Source organism: Saccharospirillum salsuginis, from assembly GCF_014651855.1.
GTDB classification, from domain to species: domain Bacteria; phylum Pseudomonadota; class Gammaproteobacteria; order Pseudomonadales; family Natronospirillaceae; genus Saccharospirillum; species Saccharospirillum salsuginis.
The window spans coordinates 97596-114314 of record NZ_BMXR01000008.1 but is presented as its reverse complement, the minus strand read 5'-3'; the positions used below and the strand labels follow the sequence as shown (position 1 = coordinate 114314).

Genomic DNA, 16719 nt, shown 5'->3' with positions numbered 1-16719 from the left:
ACCGTGGCATTGGCTTCCCCAGTGGCCGGATATACTACCCCACGGCAGATGTCGCCTCCGGCTCTTCTGCCCTACCGATAGGCCCAGGGCCTACTCCAAATTCAACAAGGTGATCGAACCGATGGACATCCTGTTACTGCTACTCCCCGTCAGCCTCTTCCTGCTGGCCGTCGGCGGCGGTCTGTTCTGGTGGACGGTGCACAGCGGGCAGTATGACGATCTGGACAGTCCGGCCCAGCGCATCCTGTTCGACGACGACGAGGACATGATCCCCAAGGACACCCAGCACGGGCAAGACCGCTCCGACGAGGACCGGGATGCTCGCTGACGCCCTTTCGGCCGCACTCATCGGACTGATTTCCGCGGGTCACTGCCTCGGTATGTGCGGCGGCCTGACCGTGGCGTTGGGCTTTCACAGCCAGGGCTCCGCCACTCTGCTGGCCTACAACCTCGGTCGCATCAGCACCTACGCCTTTCTCGGATTGCTCGTCGGCGCCGGATTATCCTGGCTGCCGCCGCAAGCCATGCCCTGGCTGCGCCTGTTGGCCGCCGCCCTCTTGGTCCTGATCGCCCTGTACTACCTCAACCTCGGTGCCTGGATCACCCGCATCGAACAACTGGCCCTGCCGCTCTGGCGCCGGCTTCAACCGCTGACGCGAAAGTGGTTGCCGGCCCGCCGCCCCGGACAAGCATTTCGGGTGGGTCTGGTGTGGGGTTTTCTGCCCTGCGGGCTGGTTTACACCGCGCTCGGCTACGCCGCGACCCAGGCCAACGCCGGCCAGAGCGCGCTGATGATGCTCGCCTTCGGCGCCGGCACCCTACCCGCCATGCTGGCCACCGGCGCCCTCAGCCAGCACCTGAACCGCTGGCTGAAACGTTCCGGCACGCGCTGGGTGATCGGCCTGACCTTGCTCTTCTTCGCCGCCTGGCTTAGCGTTCAAGCCATCCGAATGATCTGAACCCGAGGACCCCCATGCACTGTTTATTTGGTTACGGCAGCCTCATCTGCGCCGACAGCCGCAGCCGCACCGGCATCAGCGGCGACGCCATCCCCGTCGAAGTCACCGGCATCGCCCGGCGCTGGTCCGTACCGGTCCCCAGCTACCGGGCCACCGCCGTCGGCGCCCACCAGGACCCCGACAGCCACTGTAACGGCGTCATCTTTCTCGTCGACGACGACAACCTCAGCCGCTTCGATACCCGCGAACAAGGTTACCGCCGCCTGCGCATCGACTGGACCGACGTCAAACCCGCCGGCGACCACACCCTGCCCGACCACTACCCACTCTGGGCCTACGTCGGCCACCACACCGACGAACCCCAGCCCGACCGCCCCATCATGCAGACCTACCTCGACGTCATCCTCAACGGCTGCCTGGGCTACGGCGAAACCTTCGCCCGCCGCTTCCTGCAAACCACCACCCCGTGGCAGCACCTGGTGGACGACCGTCACGCTCCCAACTACCCGAGAGCGATGCGGGACACATCCATCCACCCCATCGTGGATGGGCTCTTACACACAGAACTTCCGGAACTGATCACAGGCAGGCAAACCTACACTCCATAAGGAAACGGAGTAATTTGACATTTGAGTTCACCGGCCAGCCGTCGCGGGTTCCAATCCGGGGTCTTGAAACCGAAACCCAATTTCTGTGCTATACCCTAAACAGTTTCATCGCTTAAGGAGTGCGGCATGCGTTTCGACCAGATCACCCTGAAAAACCTCATTCACAGCTACAAAGACTGGCCGGTCGAAGGCAACACCTTCCGCGACCTCACCCCACTGTTCAACGACAACAAAGCCCTGCACCTGTGCGCCCACGCCTTCGTCGAACGCTACCTCGACTACGGCCTCACCCACCTCGCCGCCATCGAAGCGCGTGGTTTCATCCTGGGCAGCATCGTCGCCTACCAACTCAACATCCCGATCATCCTCGTCCGCAAGGACGGCAAACTGCCCGGCAAGGTCATTCGCGACACCTTCACCATGGACTACGGCGAACGCACCCTCGAGATCCAGGACGGCAGTTGTGGAGAAGGCGACAACGTCCTCATCTTCGACGACCTCATCGCCACCGGCGGCTCCATCCTCGCCGCCTCCACCCTGATTCGTAAAGCCGGCGCCGACATCGCCGAAGCCGCCGCTGTGGTGGATCTGCCGGATTCCGGGGGAGTGGAAGTGCTGGGTGAGGCCAATATTCCAACGTTTACATTGTTGGCCTACGAGGGGAAGTAAGGTTCGAACGAAGGCACTGAAGCAAGCAGTGGATGCCCGGGGTGCTCATTCGGGGATGTGCGCAGCAGGGATGCTGCGGTCAAGCCCCCATGGATGGGTTCATGGCGACCCCGAATGAGCACCCCGGGCAGCCGCTGCGGGTTTTGGCACCCAACCAGTCACAACAAGACTGGCAACCAAAGTTGCCACAAAAAGTAACCCATTAAGATTGGAAATTTGGAACCATCCGCCGCTACAGTCGGTATAAACGAATAGGATATTCATTCAGGGGACATTCAGAGCCGGGAGGCCAGGATTAGGGAGCCCCCATCACACAGGGAAGCCGTAGAGGTGAATCATGACAACTGTATGCATTGACTTGAAGAAAACCGTCATCGAACCCGCCCTGATGGCCGCGGGCCTTGAAACCGACAACCTCAGCCGACTGCTCGACGCCATCGCCATTGCCGAACAAAACCGCCACCGGCCCAATCGCCACGGCCCCTTCGGCATGACCGCCTGGATGCACCGCCGGGTCTGGGACCATTACATCGTCCAATCCCCCGATCTGGCCTGTCGCATTCGCGGCCTCGCCAGCCAGCGACGCTTCCTCGACGACCCGCACAGCGAACTCGACCTCAACTGGGGCTACGCCACCGCCCTGGCCGGCCTCAACTGCCTGTTTCACGCCCAGGGCACGCTGCCCGACAGCGACCGGGTCGACGACGCCGTCGAACTCTGGCGCCGGGCCTTCCACCGGGGGCATCGCGTCGACGACCGTGTTTTCCGCGCCGCCTACTGCGGAGAACGCCCCCGCACCCTGGTACTCGCCGCCTGAACAACACCGTCTCGCGGCAAGGCTTGTACACAACCGGCATTGGTGGTAGAACACGCGCCCGAAATAACCAGACAGTGAACGCATCATGACCGCGCAGCCGACCGCCGACAAACAGTCCAAAACCGAATTCAACAAGCTGCAGAAGCGCCTGCGGCGGGAAACCGGCCGCGCCATCGCCGACTTCAACATGATCGAGGAAGGTGACAAGGTCATGGTCTGCCTGTCCGGCGGCAAAGATTCCTACACTATGCTGGACATCCTGCAGAACCTCCAGCGGAGCGCCCCGGTCTCCTTCGAACTGGTCGCCGTCAACCTCGACCAGAAGCAACCCGGCTTTCCCGAGCACATCCTGCCGGACTACCTGAAACAGGTCGGCGTGCCCTACCACATCCTGGAACGGGACACCTACAGCATCGTTCAGGAAATGGTCCCCGAGGGCAAAACCACCTGCGGTATCTGCTCGCGCCTGCGGCGAGGCACCCTCTACGCCTTCGCCGACCAGATCGGCGCCACCAAGATCGCGCTCGGACACCACCGGGACGACATCCTGGAGACCCTGTTCCTCAACATGTTCCACGGCGGCAAGCTCAAGGCCATGCCGCCCAAGCTGCTCAGCGACAGCGGCACCAACATCCTGATCCGCCCCCTGGCCTACTGCCGCGAAGCGGACATCATTCGCTTCGCCGAGCAGCGAGAGTACCCGATCATTCCGTGCAACCTCTGCGGCTCCCAGGACAACCTCCAGCGCCAATCGATCAAGGCCATGCTGCGGGACTGGGAAAAGCAACACCCGGGCCGGATCGAAAACATTTTTCGTTCCATTCAGAACATCGCACCGTCCCAACTGGCGGACAGAGACCAGTTCGACTTCCTGTCCATGCAGGCCACCGGCATCCCGCTGGCGCCGGTCAGCGACGGTGGCGAGTACAGCCCCATGGCGCAAACCACGGTGAACACCTGGGACCCGGTGGAAAAAGACTGATTTTTACTCAATTTCACTGGAAAGCCGTGTATGATCCGCTACCATGCGATGTATTGGCTGGCCTAGGATGCCAGCTGTTACATACAGTCTTTGTTGGACCGGAGACGAATCTTGAAACTGACAACTCACTGCAGTACCTGCAGCCTTCACCCGCTTTGTCTGCCTCTGGCTCTCAATTCGGGGGAAATGGACAAGCTGGATTCCATTATTCGGCGAGGGCGCCCGGTAAAAAAGGGCGAAATGATCTTCCATCAGGGAGATCCGTTCGATTCTATCTTCGCAGTGAGAACCGGAACGGTTAAAACCTTTACTCTGACTCGCGAAGGCGAAGAGCAGATCACCGGCTTTCACCTCGCCAGCGAACTGATCGGCCTGGACAGCTACGACTCCGTCACCTTCCCGGCCTCGGCCAAGGCGCTGGAAACCACCAACATCTGCGAAATACCGGTGGACCGTCTGGACGACCTGAGCGGCCAACTGCCCGAATTGCGGCGTCAAATGATGCGCCTGATGGGCAAGGAACTGCGCGAGGAGCAACAAATGATGCTGCTGCTCAGCAAAAAAAGCGCCGAGGAACGCCTCGCCTCCTTCCTGCTGAACCTGGCGGCTCGCTTCAAGCGTCGTGGCTATTCCGGCACCACCTTCCGTCTGACCATGTCACGCAGTGACATCGCCAACTATCTGGGCATGGCGGTCGAAACCGTCAGCCGCGTGTTCACACGCTTCCAGAAGCAGGGCATCCTGACCGACACCGGCAACGCCAAAGACATCCAGATCGCCGAAGTCAGCGCCCTGGTCGATATGGCCTCCCTGGCGGACTGTGAGCGGGTTGAATTGGGGCTCAGCGCCTGACCCGCTCGGCCCTACCCTCTTACCCGGCTACTTATGTGATCTGTGCGGATGCTTCTTCATATCCTTGCGGATCACATAAACGAACCCTCCCATAAAGGCGAACATCGCCGCCACGACGACCAGACTGGATACGACCACCACATCGAAATACATGAGACTGACTCCTTTTGGACCGGAATGAGACGATAGAGTCAGTTTAAGGTGTATTAGAGAAGGGAATTTGATCCAGGTCAGTCACCGGTTTCAGGCTAATTGACCTGGATCAATCAATGTTGCGTTCGCGGTCTTAGCCGGTGGCGGAGCGGTTGATGGGGTGGTGTTGTGGGCATTGAGCTCTTGGCTTGGTCGGATACGGCAGATGTCGGCTAGGCCTCTTCTGCCCTACGGGGGAGCTAGGAGGTATTGGGAGTAGAGCGGATTCCACCATGTGTTAGCGACGGATGTCCAGGGTGCCCATCCAGGGATGTCCGCAGCATGGATGCTGCGTTCAAGTCCCCATGGATGGGTTGAGTGGGCGGCACCCCGCACGACCCTGGATGGGAACCCTGGACAGCCGGCGAGAGTTCCCGGCTCCCAACTTGACCGTGCCGCACTCTACCCAGGCACCCAACCCAACCAATACCACAGCATTCAGCCATTCCGGGCGTGCCAGTATTCCCGATATTGCTGGATCATCCAGCCGGCGATGGAGAACGCCGGGGAGACCTTGGGCAGACGGTCGATGTGGAACCACTGGGCATCGTGGATCTCTTCCTCCTCCAGACGGATGTCCCCGCCGGCATAGTCCGCCCAGAACCCCAGCATCAACTGATGCGGAAACGGCCAGGTCTGACTGCCCTGGTAGCGCAGATTGGTCAGTTCCACACCGACCTCTTCGCGAATCTCCCGATGCACCGCCTGCTCCGCCGACTCACCCGTCTCGATAAACCCCGCCAACGTGCTGTACCACCCGCTGGAACGGTGCCGCATGCCCTGGGCCAGCAACACCTCAGGACCGCGGGTGATCAACACGATCACGCACGGGCTCACTCGTGGATAGAACCGAAGACGGCAGGGTTCGCAGTGCATGGCCGGCTCACCGGGAATGGACGTCGTCGGGCGACCGCACTGACCGCAAAAGCGGTGCTGACGGCGCCAGTCCAGCAAGCCCTTGCCGCGCGCGGCGAGCGTGAAGGCGGTTTCGCTGTGCATGGCCAGTTCGCGCAGCGGCTGACGCGGCAGTTCGGGTTCGCCGGACACCCGGGCGGTAAAATAGGGATGGCCATCGAGGTAACCGATGAACTCCTCCGCCTCCATCGCCAGGGTCACATCGGCGCGTTGGTGAACAATGGAGTCGTCGGTGAGTATCAACTCGCCGTCCTGCCACAGCAACAGACGGTCGGAATCCCGGGGGGCCGGGGCCCGACCGGGCAGGTCGATGCGGTGATCGTCCAGTTCGTAGAGCACGCGTTCTCCTGTCAGTGGTCGAGCGGGAGCGACAAGTGTACTACGCCTTCCTCATCGTGCTCAGCCGAAAAATCGAAATAGCGACCCAAAGCGAGCATGGGGTAATTCTCGGGCAGGACATCGGCAATAATACGATCGACACCCTGGCTGCGGGCGTAATCGATGGTCTTGTGCATCAAATGCGTCGACAGACCCGTGCCCTGGTGCGACGACGCCACCATGATGGCGAATTCCATGGTGTTGGTGTTCACATCGGTCCACAGCCGCATCTCGGCGACAATGGTGTGGTCGGCCAGCGCCACAAACACCATCTCGCGGCGATAATCGATCTGGCAGAGGGTCGCCAGTTCCCGATGTTCGAAGTGCAGACGACTGCCGAAAAAACGCAATCGCAGCGATTCGGCATCGAAGCCGCTGTAGAAAGCTTTCAGCGCGGGTTCGTCTTCGCCCCGGATGGGGCGGATCAGAACGGTCCGCTCGCCTCTCAGTTGGGCGGTCTCGACCCACTCCGACGGATAGGGGTTCAACGCCGGGCGTTGCGGTTCGCCCAGACAGGCCGCCACCCCCAGCACCAACAAGCCCTCTCCCGGCTGCAGCAGGACATTCGCTTCCAGACCGGCCAGTTCCGGCAGGTCGGTCACCATCTGCGCCAGCGCTTTCAACGCGCGTACCAGATGCGCCATGTCGGTGGCCAGATCGTCCGAACGCTCAGCCAGAACCTCGTAACTGTGCGAGCGCATGATCATCTGGCTGGCCAGGGTGGAGTTGAGCGGCGGCAGTGCGACCTGACGGTCGGCCAGCATGTCCGCGCGCGAACCGCCTTCGCCGAAAATGATCAGCGGGCCGTAATCCTCATCCCGGGTCATGCCCATGCTGAATTGAAGATTGTCGATCTTGCGGCGCATCGGCTGGACACCCCAGCCGAGAATGCGGCTGTCGGGGAAACGCTCGGCCTTCTCCTCCTCCAACTCTCGCCGGGCCGTGTGCAACGCTTCCGGATCGGCCAATTCAATGCGCACGCCCCGCCAGCGCTCCGACGGATTCTCGTTGTAGGCGAACGGAAAGCAGTAATCCTCGTGCACCAGGCGCAGCGACGCCGGGAAGTAACGGGGCGTGAGGCGTTCGACTACCCGGTCGAAATCCACCCCGAAGGTACTGTCGACCAGATTGAATCCATAGAGCCGCATCAGCATGCGCGCCTCGGCCCAGGTGAAATAGGTCCGCCGTTGCTCCCTGGCCTGGCGAAACAGTTGTTCGCCTTGATCCCGGTCCGGCTTGAATCCGAGTGCCATGGACGTCGGCGTCTCGCGCAACCTATCCTGCGCGACCTGGTGTCGGGCCAGGGTAAAATAGGCTTCCACGGCATCGTTGGGGGAATCGAAATTCAGCAGACCGGCATCGTCGAAGGTCTTGCGCGCCTCCACGATGCTGACGCCGCCGAGAAAACAGGTCAGGATCATGCGGCGACTGCGGCGGATATAGGGCAGCAAGTGAGTGGCTACTTCGGAGCTGTCAGAGCGCTGGTTGGGACTGTGGATGACCAGAATACCGCCGATGGCCGGATCCTTTTCCAGAATGCGGAGCAGGCGAACATAGTCCTCGCCGTTGGCCTCGGGCGGCAGCACGGCCGGGTTGTAACCGGTCTCGTCGGAGTACCAGAGATCCTCCAGTTGGTCTTTCAATCGCTCGATCGGCGCCCCTTCCCCGCCGAGCTCGTCCAGTTGCCGACGCGCCAGCATCGCCGTGCCCAGCCCGTTGCTGACAATCGCCAGGTTGGCGCGATGCAGCGGCCGAGAGCGGGACAGGATCTCCAGCCCGCTGAACAGGCCGTCGACGCTGTCCACCTGCAACACCCCGGCGCGGTTGAAATACTCGTCGTCCACCGCACGCCGGTCGGTCAGCCCCGGCGGCAGCGATTCCTGAGCCTGGGTACGAATCGCCAGCACCTTTTTTGAACGGGCAGCCGCCCGCAAGGCGATCAGCAGCCGATTGGCATCCCGGATCTGTTCCAGGTGGACCAGGATGGCCCGCACCCGCCGGTCGGTGGACAGATAATCGATCACGTCCGAAATGCGCAGATCGGCGCTGGCCCCGGTGGTCAGGAAGTGGGAAAAGCCAATGCCCCGCGCCCCGGCCCAATCCAGCAAGGCCGAGCCCAGCGCTGCCGAATGACCGACATAAGCCGAGCGGCCGGGCAAAGCATCGATGTGGGTGAAGCTGGCGTTCAGGTGTTCGTCCGGCACCAACACCCCCAGGCAGTTGGGCCCCAATATCCGGATATTCAGTTCCCGGGCCAGACGTTCGATCTGATCATTACGCCGCTGACCGAGGGACAGGCGGCGCGACAGGCCGCCGGTCAGGATGATGACGGCGCGAATGCCATGGCGCGCCAACTGCCGCAGAACCCGCAGCAAGGTCTCCGGAGGCAGGCAGATCACCGCCAGATCGATGGTGTCGGGTACCTGGCGCACGTACCGGTAACAGGGGTAACCGTAAACGCTCTTGTAGCCCTTCAAATTAATCGCGTAGATCGGATTGGGAAAGCCGGCCTGTTTCAGGTTTTGCGTAACCACGGAACCCATACTGCCGGGTCGCTCGGACGCCCCCAGGACTGCGATACTCTTGGGCTGGAAAAAACTGCTCAGGTCCGGCATGGTGCCACCAAAGTCGGGATGCAACGGCGATACTCTAGACATATACTGCCATGCCTTTCAATGGGAACCCACCATGAATCGAACAGCGCTCATACATCACCCGGTGTGCCAGCTCCATGATATGGGCGAAGGACACCCGGAATCACCGAAGCGGCTGGAAGCCATTCTCAGCCGTCTCGACGACCAACAGCTGACCGAACGCATGGACGTGCGCGAGGCCATGTTGGGTAACGAAGCGATGGTATTGCGCATCCACCACCCCATTTACGTGGAGCAAATCGACCGCATCAGCCCCTCTCACGGCCTGATTCACGTCGATCCCGACACCCTGATGGGTCCCTATACCTGGGAAGCGGCCTACCGTGCCGCCGGCGCCGGTGTTCAGGCCGTGGACGACATCATGGCCGGCGAGTACCAAAACGCCTTCTGCGCCATTCGCCCGCCGGGTCACCACGCCGAACCGGCCGTGACCATGGGCTTCTGCTTTTTCAACAACATCGCCGTCGCCGCCGCCCATGCGCTTGAACATCACGGACTGAAACGGGTGGCCATCCTCGATTTCGACGTCCATCAGTGCAACGGCACCATCGAGGCGTTCCAGGACCGGCCCGAGGTCATGGTCTGCAGCTCGTTCCAGCACCCGTTCTATCCGAATTCGCATTGGCAGATCGAACACCCCCACATCGTCCTGACGCCCCAGGTCGCCTTCGCGACCTCGGGTGACATGCGGGATGATTGGGAACAGAGCTGGCTGCCGGCCCTGAAGCGGCACCAGCCCGAGATGATCTTCATTTCAGCCGGTTTCGACGCCCATACCATGGATCCACTGGGTCAGTTGAACTGGCAGACGCACGATTACTACTGGCTGACGCGGCGGATCGTGGAAGCGGCGGAGGACCTCTGCAATGGCCGCGTCGTCTCCATGCTGGAAGGCGGCTACCACCTCAAGGCCCTGGCCGAATCAGCAGAACAACACGTCAGGGCGTTGATGGGGTTGCCCGAGGATGGGGTTGAATAAGGAGACTTTTTACCACTGGTGTCTCCAGAGCCTCCATCAGTAGGGTGGGCATCGCCCACCAATACCACTGCCACAACAGCAAACCCAACCCCGTAGGTCGCATTAGCCCGAAGGGCGTAATCCGACTAAGATTCGGAGGCACTCATTCAGACCAGGGCCGCCCTAAGCATTTAGGCGGTCGTGATTGATAGGGGTTTCATTACCTTCGAAGGTGGGCGGTGCCCACCCTACAGGGCTACATCGTAGGTAAAGAGGAAACCGTGGCACGGTTGCGAGGGCCGGGGTGCAGGCGTTTTGGGGATGTCCGCAGCAGGGACGCTGCGGTCAAGTCTACATGGACGTATCTACGACGACCCCAAAAACGCCCGCACCCCACCCCGGCCCGGACCACTGGTACAAAATGTCGGATTACGCCCTTCGGGCTAATGCAACCTACGGGGCGTCGGACTCCAGCTCCCTGTAAGGGACATCCCGATCGGGCTCTTCCAGGCTGATGCGGCCGAGAATGCCACCCCGGAACTCCTTCAGGACGATCTCGCTGACGCGGTGCCAGTCCACTTCGCGGCCGCGAACACAGGCCCGTTTGCGGGCGATGTCGGCCAGGCAGTCCATGGCGCCATCCGGGATATCCGTCAGCTTATAGCGCTCTTTCAGGCGCTCCGGGTAGCGTTGCATCAGGTAATCGACCGCGAACAGCGCGATGTCTTCATACTCCACCGCCGTGTCGCGGATAGCGCCGGACGCGGCCAGACGATAACCGCCGACTTCGCTGTCCGGCGACGGCCACATGATGCCGGGGGTGTCCATCAACGTGAAATCGTCGGCGATCTGGATGCGTTGCTGGCGCCGGGTGACCGCCGGTTCGTCGCCGACCCTGGCGATCCGGCGGCCGACCAGGCCGTTGATCAGCGTGGACTTGCCCACGTTGGGAATGCCGACGACGACGGTACGTACGGGCTTGCCGATGCCACCGCGATGCGGGGCGAGTTTTCGACAGAGATCCGGGACCTTGTTGAGCTGGCGCTTGTCGGTCATGACCAGGGGCATGACGGTCATGTTGTGTTCTTCACTGTAGAAACGGCGCCAGGCGTCCGTGATCTCGGGGTCGGCGAGATCGGCCTTGCTCAGCAGCCGAACGACGGGCTTGTCACCGCGTACTTCGGACAGGACCGGGTTCATGCTCGATCGGGGAAGACGGGCGTCGATGACTTCGATCACGACGTCGATCTTGGGCATCAATTCGCTGATTTGGCGACGGGCCTTGGCCATATGGCCCGGGAACCAATTGATTTTGGCCATGGGTGCGACTACCGGATGGTGAAACGGCCGCGCAGTGTACCACAGTTGGGCGTCAGCCGGTTCGGCCCTGAAGCCCGCCGGTATGCAGAACACCGATGCGGCTGTCTTTCAACGACGGATCCCGATTCAGCCTGGAAGCCAGTGCGAGAAAGGTCTTGCGGGTGTAGACGGGATCGAGCTCGTAGCCGTTCCGGGCTTCGAATCGCTCGCCGAAGGTGCGTTCGGCTTCGCTGCTGCGTCCGAAGCCACGTCCGGCGTGACCGCTCCAGATCCGGTACCGGTCGGCGCTGATGCCTTGCTCCGCCAGTTTCCGGCGCAGATCGGTGTACTCGTCCGGATCGCGGTAGACCGGGACACCGACGACGCGACAGCGGGTCGGGGCGGAGAGGATCAATCCGGCCAGGGTGGTACCGGACCCCACCGGGCAAACCAGCCAATCCAGATCCCGACCGGCCAGCTGCCACCAGTTGGCCGACCCCTGGATGGCTTCCGGCGACCACCCGCCTTCGGCGATAAAATGACCGCCGGGGTACTCGGCCCGCCACTGCTCCTCGAACCGTGTCGAATACCGCTCGGCGTAGTCGGTCCGCGAGATGAAGCGCAACGTCATGCCCCAGGCGAGACAGTCCTGGAGTGTCTGGGAATACTCGTCCGGTTCCGGTCCGCGAACGATGCCGACGGTATCGAACCCCCAACGGTGGCCGGCATAGGCCAGGGCGTGCAAATGGTTGGAATAGGGTCCGCCGACGGAGACCAGAGTCTGAATGCCGCGCAATCGGGCGAATTCCAGCAACGGCAGCAGTTTGAACCACTTGTTACCGGAGACGACCGGGTGCAAGCGGTCGCCGCGCACGGTAAAGATGGTCTCACAGTCGTTCCAGGGCGTGCGGTCGACGTCCAACCGCACGGGATCGGGCCAGGATTTCATGAAGGATCGGTGTCAGCTGGACTTGCGAAAGGCCGTGACGTTACCGGACACCACCCGGTGACGCGAGCAGAAATTGTGGGTACCGGCTTCGAAATCCGCCGGTTGATCGACGCGTTTGACCGGAACACCGCACTCTTCGCACTCCGGGCTGTCGTAGTGAATCAACCAGGCTTTGTATTGCTCCGGGGTCACACCGCATTTCTGAGCCGCGAAGGTGAGCGGTCGTTCCAGGTAATCCTGCAGCTGCCGCGCCGGCATGCTGATGTGACCGGCACCCGGATGATAGGCCACGAAGACCAGCTCCATCCCCTCCAACCGTTCGAAGAAGGCTTCCTGTTCGCTGGTATCCTGCTCCATCTCGACCATCTGATCCTTGACGTTGTCCGCCTCGGCGATCAGTTGGCGCACACGATCGTTCAGATCGTCGATCTCGATGTTCTTCTCGGTCAGCGCCTCTTTCAGCGCGACCACTTTGGCGTGTTCACCGGCCTCGGTGGTCTGCTGGGTGCGCAGCAGATCGAAATGCTCGTCTTTCAGTTCATCGTACCGGGCTTTGTAGGTATCGGCCTGGTCCTGCAGCAACACCCGGTCTTTTTCCAGCTTGCGGTAGTTGGACTGGAGCTTGTCGAACAGCACCTTATTCTGGTTGCACTGTTGCTCCAGCTCCTGAATGCGGTTGCGATAGGTTTGGGCTTCGTTGCGCATGGCCCGTTTGACCTGCTCGATCTCTTCCTTGTGCTGCTCTTCCAGACCGGCCAGTCGCTGTTTCTGGCGCTGGGCCAGAATGGACAGTTTTTCCTGGTATTCACGCGCCTGCTTGGCCAGCTCGGCCTTGAGGTCTTCTTCCGAGTAACCGGTCAGGGCCTGGGGCTCGACCTGGTCGGAAATGACCGGCAGATCCTCGAAATCGCCGACATCCTAACCTGCTCCTGCATCACCGGCGGCTCCAGCGGCGCGCTCGGCTCTTCGGTGATGATGCCCAGTTTGTTGCGTTTGACGGCGTCGCGAATCAACTGAAAATGGTTCAGGCCACCACGGCCGCCCGGCTCCCACAGTTCATTCTGGTACCAGGATACGGAACACTGGCTGCGGCAGGACAGGCGAATCGGCCCCTTGCCAAGATCGGGCCCGGAACCGGCGGTATCGGCCAGATGACGCAGGGGGATGTTCCAGTCCTGATCGGCGAAACCGCGATCGTCGAAGTCGATCAGGAAAAGAACTACGGAATGAACATCGAGGGACGGGGTGATTCGCAGATACGCAGCCTGCACCTCACGGGAGGAGAGTCCGGTTATACCGACCACGCCGTCAAGCACGGCCTCGAATTCGGTGTAGCGCATCTCTTTGCTGATGCCCTTTTTACCGAAGAAGAATACCGCCTCGATCAGATCTTTGTTACTGCGAAATGCCATAAGCTACCCCAGGTCATACCAACGTCCTGTTGAAGATCGGTGTTGGCCCCCAGCCTGACTGTCATGGCCGGGTAAGAAAAGCATGATACGCCAAAACCGAGTTAAGGAGTGTAACGTCTGTTGTCATTGGGAAATGTGACGGGATCGGCAATTGGCCGGAGGTTATGGCATGGATGTTGGAATCTGTGAACTTGTTTGTTCACAAAATGAGCAAAATGTCCGTTATGGGTGTTGTTTCAGGTCCTTTCGCGGCCAATGGGTGCTTGGGCAGACTGGTGCCTGGGTTGGTGATTGTGCCCTTGGTCCGTGCCGGTTGCCGGGGGATGCTTCCTCGGGGGAGCCTACCTCCTCACCGGGCACGGACCACTGGCACTAAGGTCAGCCTAGACAGAACAGACCGTGGCAATTCAAAGAACCGGGGGCACCACTTAGCATGAGGCCTAAGTGACCTACAATTCAGCCGCCAACTCGGATCCCTGACGAATGGCCCGCTTGGCGTCGAGTTCACCCGCCTTGAAAGCACCGCCGATGCGGTGGCCGGTGATACCACGCTGTTCGAGTTCATGGAACAGGTCGAGTCGGGACTCCTGACCGGCGCAGATGACGATCTGGTCGGCGGGCAGGGTGCGGTCCTCGCCGTCTATGGTGATGTGCAGGCCGGCGTCGTCGATGCACCGGTATTCGACACCGCGCAGAAACTCGACGCCCTTGTGTTGCAGGGTCGCGCGGTGAATCCAGCCGGTGGTTTTGCCCAGGTTCTTGCCGACTTTGCTGGTCTTGCGCTGCAACAGCCATACCTGGCGCGGGCTGGGTGTGTGTTGTGCGGGAATAAGCCCGCCCGGGGTACCGACATTGAGGTCGACGCCCCACTCTTTCATAAAGACATCGACGTCGAGGCTGGGGGATACCCCTTCGTGGACCAACACCTCGCCGACGTCGAAGCCGATGCCACCGGCGCCGATAATAGCAACGTGCTGACCGGGTCGGACCCGTCCACTGACAAGGTCGACGTAGGAGACGACGCTGGGGTGGTCTATGCCGTCGATATCCGGCGTTCGGGGGTTGATACCGGTAGCGATGACGACTTCGTCGAAATCGGCCAGATCATCCGCCGTCACGCGCTTGTCGAGCCGGATATCGACCTTGTTCCGCTCCAGTTGAACCTTGAAATAACGCAGGGTCTCGTGGAATTCCTCCTTGCCCGGAATGCGTTTGGCGAGGTTTAACTGGCCGCCAATCTCGTCGTGTTCGTCGAACAGCGTCACCGTATGGCCGCGCTCGGCCGCGACGGTCGCCGCGGCCAGCCCGCCCGGACCGGAGCCGACGACCGCGATGCGCTTCGGAGTCTTCGTCGGCACATAGTTGAGTTCGGTTTCGCGGCAAGCACGAGGATTGACCAGGCAGGACGTCAGTTTCATTTCGAAAATGTGGTCCAGACAAGCCTGGTTGCAGGCGATACAGGTGTTGATCGCTTCGGCATCGCCGGCTTCCGCCTTATTGACGAAGAACCCATCGGCGAGGAATGGCCGCGCCATGGACACCATATCGGCCTGGCCCGAGGCAATGATGTTTTCGGCCACTTCCGGGGTGTTGATGCGGTTACACGCCACCACCGGGATGGACACCTCTTTACGGATCCGCTCGGTTACCCGTGCGAACGCGGCTCGCGGAACCGACGTGGCGATGGTGGGAATACGCGCTTCGTGCCAGCCAATGCCGGTGTTCAACAAATGAACGCCCGCTTGCTGCATCACACGAGCCTGTTCGACGATTTCGTCCCAGGTGTTGCCCTCTTCCACCAGATCGATCATCGACAGACGGTAGATGACCAGGAAATCATCGCCGCACTGAGCGCGGATTTCCTGAACAATGCGCTCGCCCAGGGTGATGCGATGACGAATGTCACCGCCCCAGTCATCGTCGCGGTGATTGGTACGCGGCGCGGTGAACTGATTAATCAGGTAGCCTTCGGAGCCCATCACCTCGACCCCGTCGTAGCCCGCCTCCTTCGCCAGAACGGCGCAATGGGCGAAGTCGTCGATGGTGCGTTGAATCTGTTCGTCGGTCAGGGCCTTGGGCTTGAACGGATTGATCGGCGCCTGGATCTCAGACGCCGATACATTGTTCGGGATATAGGCATAGCGACCGGTATGCAGGATCTGCAGGCTGATGCGACCACCGGCTTCATGCACGGCCCGGGTGATCGTCTTGTGTTTTGAAGCCTCTTCCTGGGTGGTCAGCTTCGCGGCGCCCGGATAGGTCAACCCCTCCTCATTGGGCGAGATGCCCCCGGTGACGATCATCGCCACGCCGCCTTGTGCGCGTTCGGCATAGAAAGCAGCCATGCGTTCGAAACCGTTCTTGGCCTCTTCCAGCCCGGTGTGCATGGAACCCATCAGAAAGCGGTTTTTCAAAGTCAGCGGTCCGACTTCAAGCGGTGTAAACAGATTGGGATATGGATGCGTCATGAGAAATCCTATCAGCCGTTTCAAACGGTTGTTTTAATTTTAGCAATAGCACCATAGGAGGGGCGACGCGTCAAGGAGGTTTTGTGGTCGACCACCGAGAGACCGCACATCATAGGTTGATCGGGGTGGGTGGTAGGGAAGAAGTGGTACGACATTTCGGGCGACAGCGTTATCTGCCGGGAAACATATGGAGGCTCGGGACGGTCCACGGGCACGTTATTCTACCAACGGCAGATTACGGGCTCACGCCCTCTTCTGCCCTACATGGGCGGTGCACAGGGTATTAACGCAAGAATCTGACTGAGAAAGGAAATGGCGGAACGGACGGGAGGCGATTGGACCGGCACACCGGACCGCGACCAGGGCCTTGCCCTGACAGCCTAACAAGAAAGGAAATGGCGGAACGGACGGGACTCGAACCCGCGACCTCCGGCGTGACAGGCCGGCATTCTAACCAACTGAACTACCGCTCCGCGAAATGGTGGGTGTGAACGGGATCGAACCGCTGACCCTCGCCTTGTAAGGGCGATGCTCTCCCAGCTGAGCTACACACCCAAATCGCGATGAATTTTAAGCCTTCCGGCTGGATTCTCCAAGAGGAGAGATG

At 61.0% G+C, this 16719-nt stretch carries 17 protein-coding genes and 2 tRNA genes; 10 read left to right on the top strand and 9 right to left on the bottom strand.

Features of this window, described 5'->3' with window-relative positions; translation table 11 throughout:
* Nucleotides 1-121 precede the first annotated feature (121 nt).
* From ccoS to fnr, 7 genes are all read left to right on the top strand, one after another.
* Nucleotides 122-328 (top strand): cbb3-type cytochrome oxidase assembly protein CcoS, encoded by a 207-nt coding sequence (ccoS, locus tag IE111_RS16050; protein ID WP_189610581.1) that lies wholly within the window; start codon nucleotides 122-124, stop codon nucleotides 326-328.
* Complete coding sequence (locus IE111_RS16045) at nucleotides 318-959, top strand: sulfite exporter TauE/SafE family protein (RefSeq protein WP_189610579.1); 642 nt, start codon at nucleotides 318-320, stop codon at nucleotides 957-959. Before ccoS ends, IE111_RS16045 begins: the two co-directional genes overlap by 11 nt.
* A gap of 14 nt (nucleotides 960-973) precedes the next feature.
* Nucleotides 974-1567, top strand: a complete 594-nt coding sequence (locus IE111_RS16040; protein WP_189610577.1) for a gamma-glutamylcyclotransferase family protein — start codon at nucleotides 974-976, stop codon at nucleotides 1565-1567.
* A 126-nt stretch (nucleotides 1568-1693) separates the two neighbouring features.
* Nucleotides 1694-2236 (top strand): adenine phosphoribosyltransferase, encoded by a 543-nt coding sequence (locus tag IE111_RS16035; protein ID WP_189610575.1) that lies wholly within the window; start codon nucleotides 1694-1696, stop codon nucleotides 2234-2236.
* A gap of 337 nt (nucleotides 2237-2573) precedes the next feature.
* Nucleotides 2574-3053 carry a hypothetical protein gene (locus IE111_RS16030; RefSeq protein ID WP_189610572.1) on the top strand — a complete coding sequence of 160 codons (480 nt, stop codon included), beginning with the start codon at nucleotides 2574-2576 and terminating at the stop codon, nucleotides 3051-3053.
* Between the two features lie 85 nt (nucleotides 3054-3138).
* A complete protein-coding gene (gene ttcA, locus IE111_RS16025) occupies nucleotides 3139-4035 on the top strand; it encodes a tRNA 2-thiocytidine(32) synthetase TtcA (RefSeq protein WP_189610570.1) in 897 nt (298 codons plus the stop codon).
* Between the two features lie 111 nt (nucleotides 4036-4146).
* Nucleotides 4147-4887: a fumarate/nitrate reduction transcriptional regulator Fnr gene (fnr, locus tag IE111_RS16020; protein ID WP_308427548.1), complete on the top strand. Its 741-nt coding sequence runs from the start codon at nucleotides 4147-4149 to the stop codon at nucleotides 4885-4887.
* A 27-nt stretch (nucleotides 4888-4914) separates the two neighbouring features.
* Here the strand turns inward: fnr and ccoM are convergent, their stop codons facing one another.
* From ccoM to IE111_RS16010, 3 genes are all read right to left on the bottom strand, one after another.
* Nucleotides 4915-5040, bottom strand: coding sequence for a cytochrome c oxidase subunit CcoM (ccoM, locus tag IE111_RS24665; protein WP_268245034.1), 126 nt, complete (start codon nucleotides 5038-5040; stop codon nucleotides 4915-4917).
* Nucleotides 5041-5517: 477 nt separating this feature from the next.
* On the bottom strand, nucleotides 5518-6333 hold the full coding sequence (nudC, locus tag IE111_RS16015) for an NAD(+) diphosphatase (protein WP_189610566.1): 816 nt from the start codon (nucleotides 6331-6333) through the stop codon (nucleotides 5518-5520).
* Nucleotides 6334-6344: 11 nt separating this feature from the next.
* Entirely contained in the window at nucleotides 6345-9029 is a 2685-nt protein-coding gene (locus IE111_RS16010) for a bifunctional acetate--CoA ligase family protein/GNAT family N-acetyltransferase (protein WP_189610564.1), read from the bottom strand.
* A gap of 31 nt (nucleotides 9030-9060) precedes the next feature.
* On the opposite strand from IE111_RS16010, the gene IE111_RS16005 reads away from it, so the two are divergent.
* Complete coding sequence (locus IE111_RS16005; RefSeq protein ID WP_189610562.1) at nucleotides 9061-10005, top strand: histone deacetylase family protein; 945 nt, start codon at nucleotides 9061-9063, stop codon at nucleotides 10003-10005.
* Nucleotides 10006-10437: 432 nt separating this feature from the next.
* On the opposite strand, the gene ylqF is transcribed toward IE111_RS16005, so the two are convergent.
* From ylqF to IE111_RS15990, 3 genes are read right to left on the bottom strand one after another with little or no spacing between them, the layout of a single operon-like run.
* The gene (ylqF, locus tag IE111_RS16000; protein WP_189610560.1) at nucleotides 10438-11304 is read right to left on the bottom strand and encodes a ribosome biogenesis GTPase YlqF; all 867 of its coding nucleotides are present in this window, start codon (nucleotides 11302-11304) and stop codon (nucleotides 10438-10440) included.
* 52 nt (nucleotides 11305-11356) lie between these two features.
* Nucleotides 11357-12232, bottom strand: a complete 876-nt coding sequence (locus IE111_RS15995) for a 1-aminocyclopropane-1-carboxylate deaminase/D-cysteine desulfhydrase (RefSeq protein WP_189610558.1) — start codon at nucleotides 12230-12232, stop codon at nucleotides 11357-11359.
* Between the two features lie 12 nt (nucleotides 12233-12244).
* On the bottom strand, nucleotides 12245-12937 hold the full coding sequence (locus IE111_RS15990; protein ID WP_189610556.1) for a hypothetical protein: 693 nt from the start codon (nucleotides 12935-12937) through the stop codon (nucleotides 12245-12247).
* Between IE111_RS15990 and IE111_RS15985 the strand changes: the two genes are divergently transcribed.
* A complete protein-coding gene (locus IE111_RS15985; protein ID WP_189610554.1) occupies nucleotides 12920-13249 on the top strand; it encodes a hypothetical protein in 330 nt (109 codons plus the stop codon). The two genes, IE111_RS15990 and IE111_RS15985, sit on opposite strands and share 18 nt — an antisense overlap.
* Before the next feature lie 2 nt (nucleotides 13250-13251).
* Nucleotides 13252-13677 carry a hypothetical protein gene (locus IE111_RS15980; RefSeq protein WP_189610552.1) on the top strand — a complete coding sequence of 142 codons (426 nt, stop codon included), beginning with the start codon at nucleotides 13252-13254 and terminating at the stop codon, nucleotides 13675-13677.
* A gap of 416 nt (nucleotides 13678-14093) precedes the next feature.
* Here the strand turns inward: IE111_RS15980 and IE111_RS15975 are convergent, their stop codons facing one another.
* The 3 genes from IE111_RS15975 to IE111_RS15965 all read right to left on the bottom strand — a co-directional run bounded on the left by IE111_RS15975 (nucleotide 14094) and on the right by IE111_RS15965 (nucleotide 16667).
* On the bottom strand, nucleotides 14094-16112 hold the full coding sequence (locus tag IE111_RS15975) for an NADPH-dependent 2,4-dienoyl-CoA reductase (protein WP_189610550.1): 2019 nt from the start codon (nucleotides 16110-16112) through the stop codon (nucleotides 14094-14096).
* Nucleotides 16113-16508: 396 nt separating this feature from the next.
* Nucleotides 16509-16585: transfer RNA gene (locus IE111_RS15970), tRNA-Asp, on the bottom strand.
* A gap of 6 nt (nucleotides 16586-16591) precedes the next feature.
* Nucleotides 16592-16667: transfer RNA gene (locus IE111_RS15965), tRNA-Val, on the bottom strand.
* Between the last annotated feature and the right edge of the window lie 52 nt (nucleotides 16668-16719).

Excerpts from the sequence above, each read along its gene's own strand:
- ccoS (WP_189610581.1), top strand. The coding sequence starts at position 122 with ATGGACATCCTGTTACTGCTACTCCCCGTCAGCCTCTTCCTGCTGGCC.
- IE111_RS16045 (WP_189610579.1), top strand. The coding sequence starts at position 318 with ATGCTCGCTGACGCCCTTTCGGCCGCACTCATCGGACTGATTTCCGCG.
- IE111_RS16040 (WP_189610577.1), top strand. The coding sequence starts at position 974 with ATGCACTGTTTATTTGGTTACGGCAGCCTCATCTGCGCCGACAGCCGC.
- IE111_RS16035 (WP_189610575.1), top strand. The coding sequence starts at position 1,694 with ATGCGTTTCGACCAGATCACCCTGAAAAACCTCATTCACAGCTACAAA.
- IE111_RS16030 (WP_189610572.1), top strand. The coding sequence starts at position 2,574 with ATGACAACTGTATGCATTGACTTGAAGAAAACCGTCATCGAACCCGCC.
- ttcA (WP_189610570.1), top strand. The coding sequence starts at position 3,139 with ATGACCGCGCAGCCGACCGCCGACAAACAGTCCAAAACCGAATTCAAC.
- ccoM (WP_268245034.1), bottom strand. The coding sequence starts at position 5,040 with ATGTATTTCGATGTGGTGGTCGTATCCAGTCTGGTCGTCGTGGCGGCG.
- IE111_RS16010 (WP_189610564.1), bottom strand. The coding sequence starts at position 9,029 with ATGTCTAGAGTATCGCCGTTGCATCCCGACTTTGGTGGCACCATGCCG.
- IE111_RS16005 (WP_189610562.1), top strand. The coding sequence starts at position 9,061 with ATGAATCGAACAGCGCTCATACATCACCCGGTGTGCCAGCTCCATGAT.
- ylqF (WP_189610560.1), bottom strand. The coding sequence starts at position 11,304 with ATGGCCAAAATCAATTGGTTCCCGGGCCATATGGCCAAGGCCCGTCGC.
- IE111_RS15995 (WP_189610558.1), bottom strand. The coding sequence starts at position 12,232 with ATGAAATCCTGGCCCGATCCCGTGCGGTTGGACGTCGACCGCACGCCC.
- IE111_RS15990 (WP_189610556.1), bottom strand. The coding sequence starts at position 12,937 with ATGCGCAACGAAGCCCAAACCTATCGCAACCGCATTCAGGAGCTGGAG.
- IE111_RS15980 (WP_189610552.1), top strand. The coding sequence starts at position 13,252 with ATGGTTCAGGCCACCACGGCCGCCCGGCTCCCACAGTTCATTCTGGTA.
- IE111_RS15975 (WP_189610550.1), bottom strand. The coding sequence starts at position 16,112 with ATGACGCATCCATATCCCAATCTGTTTACACCGCTTGAAGTCGGACCG.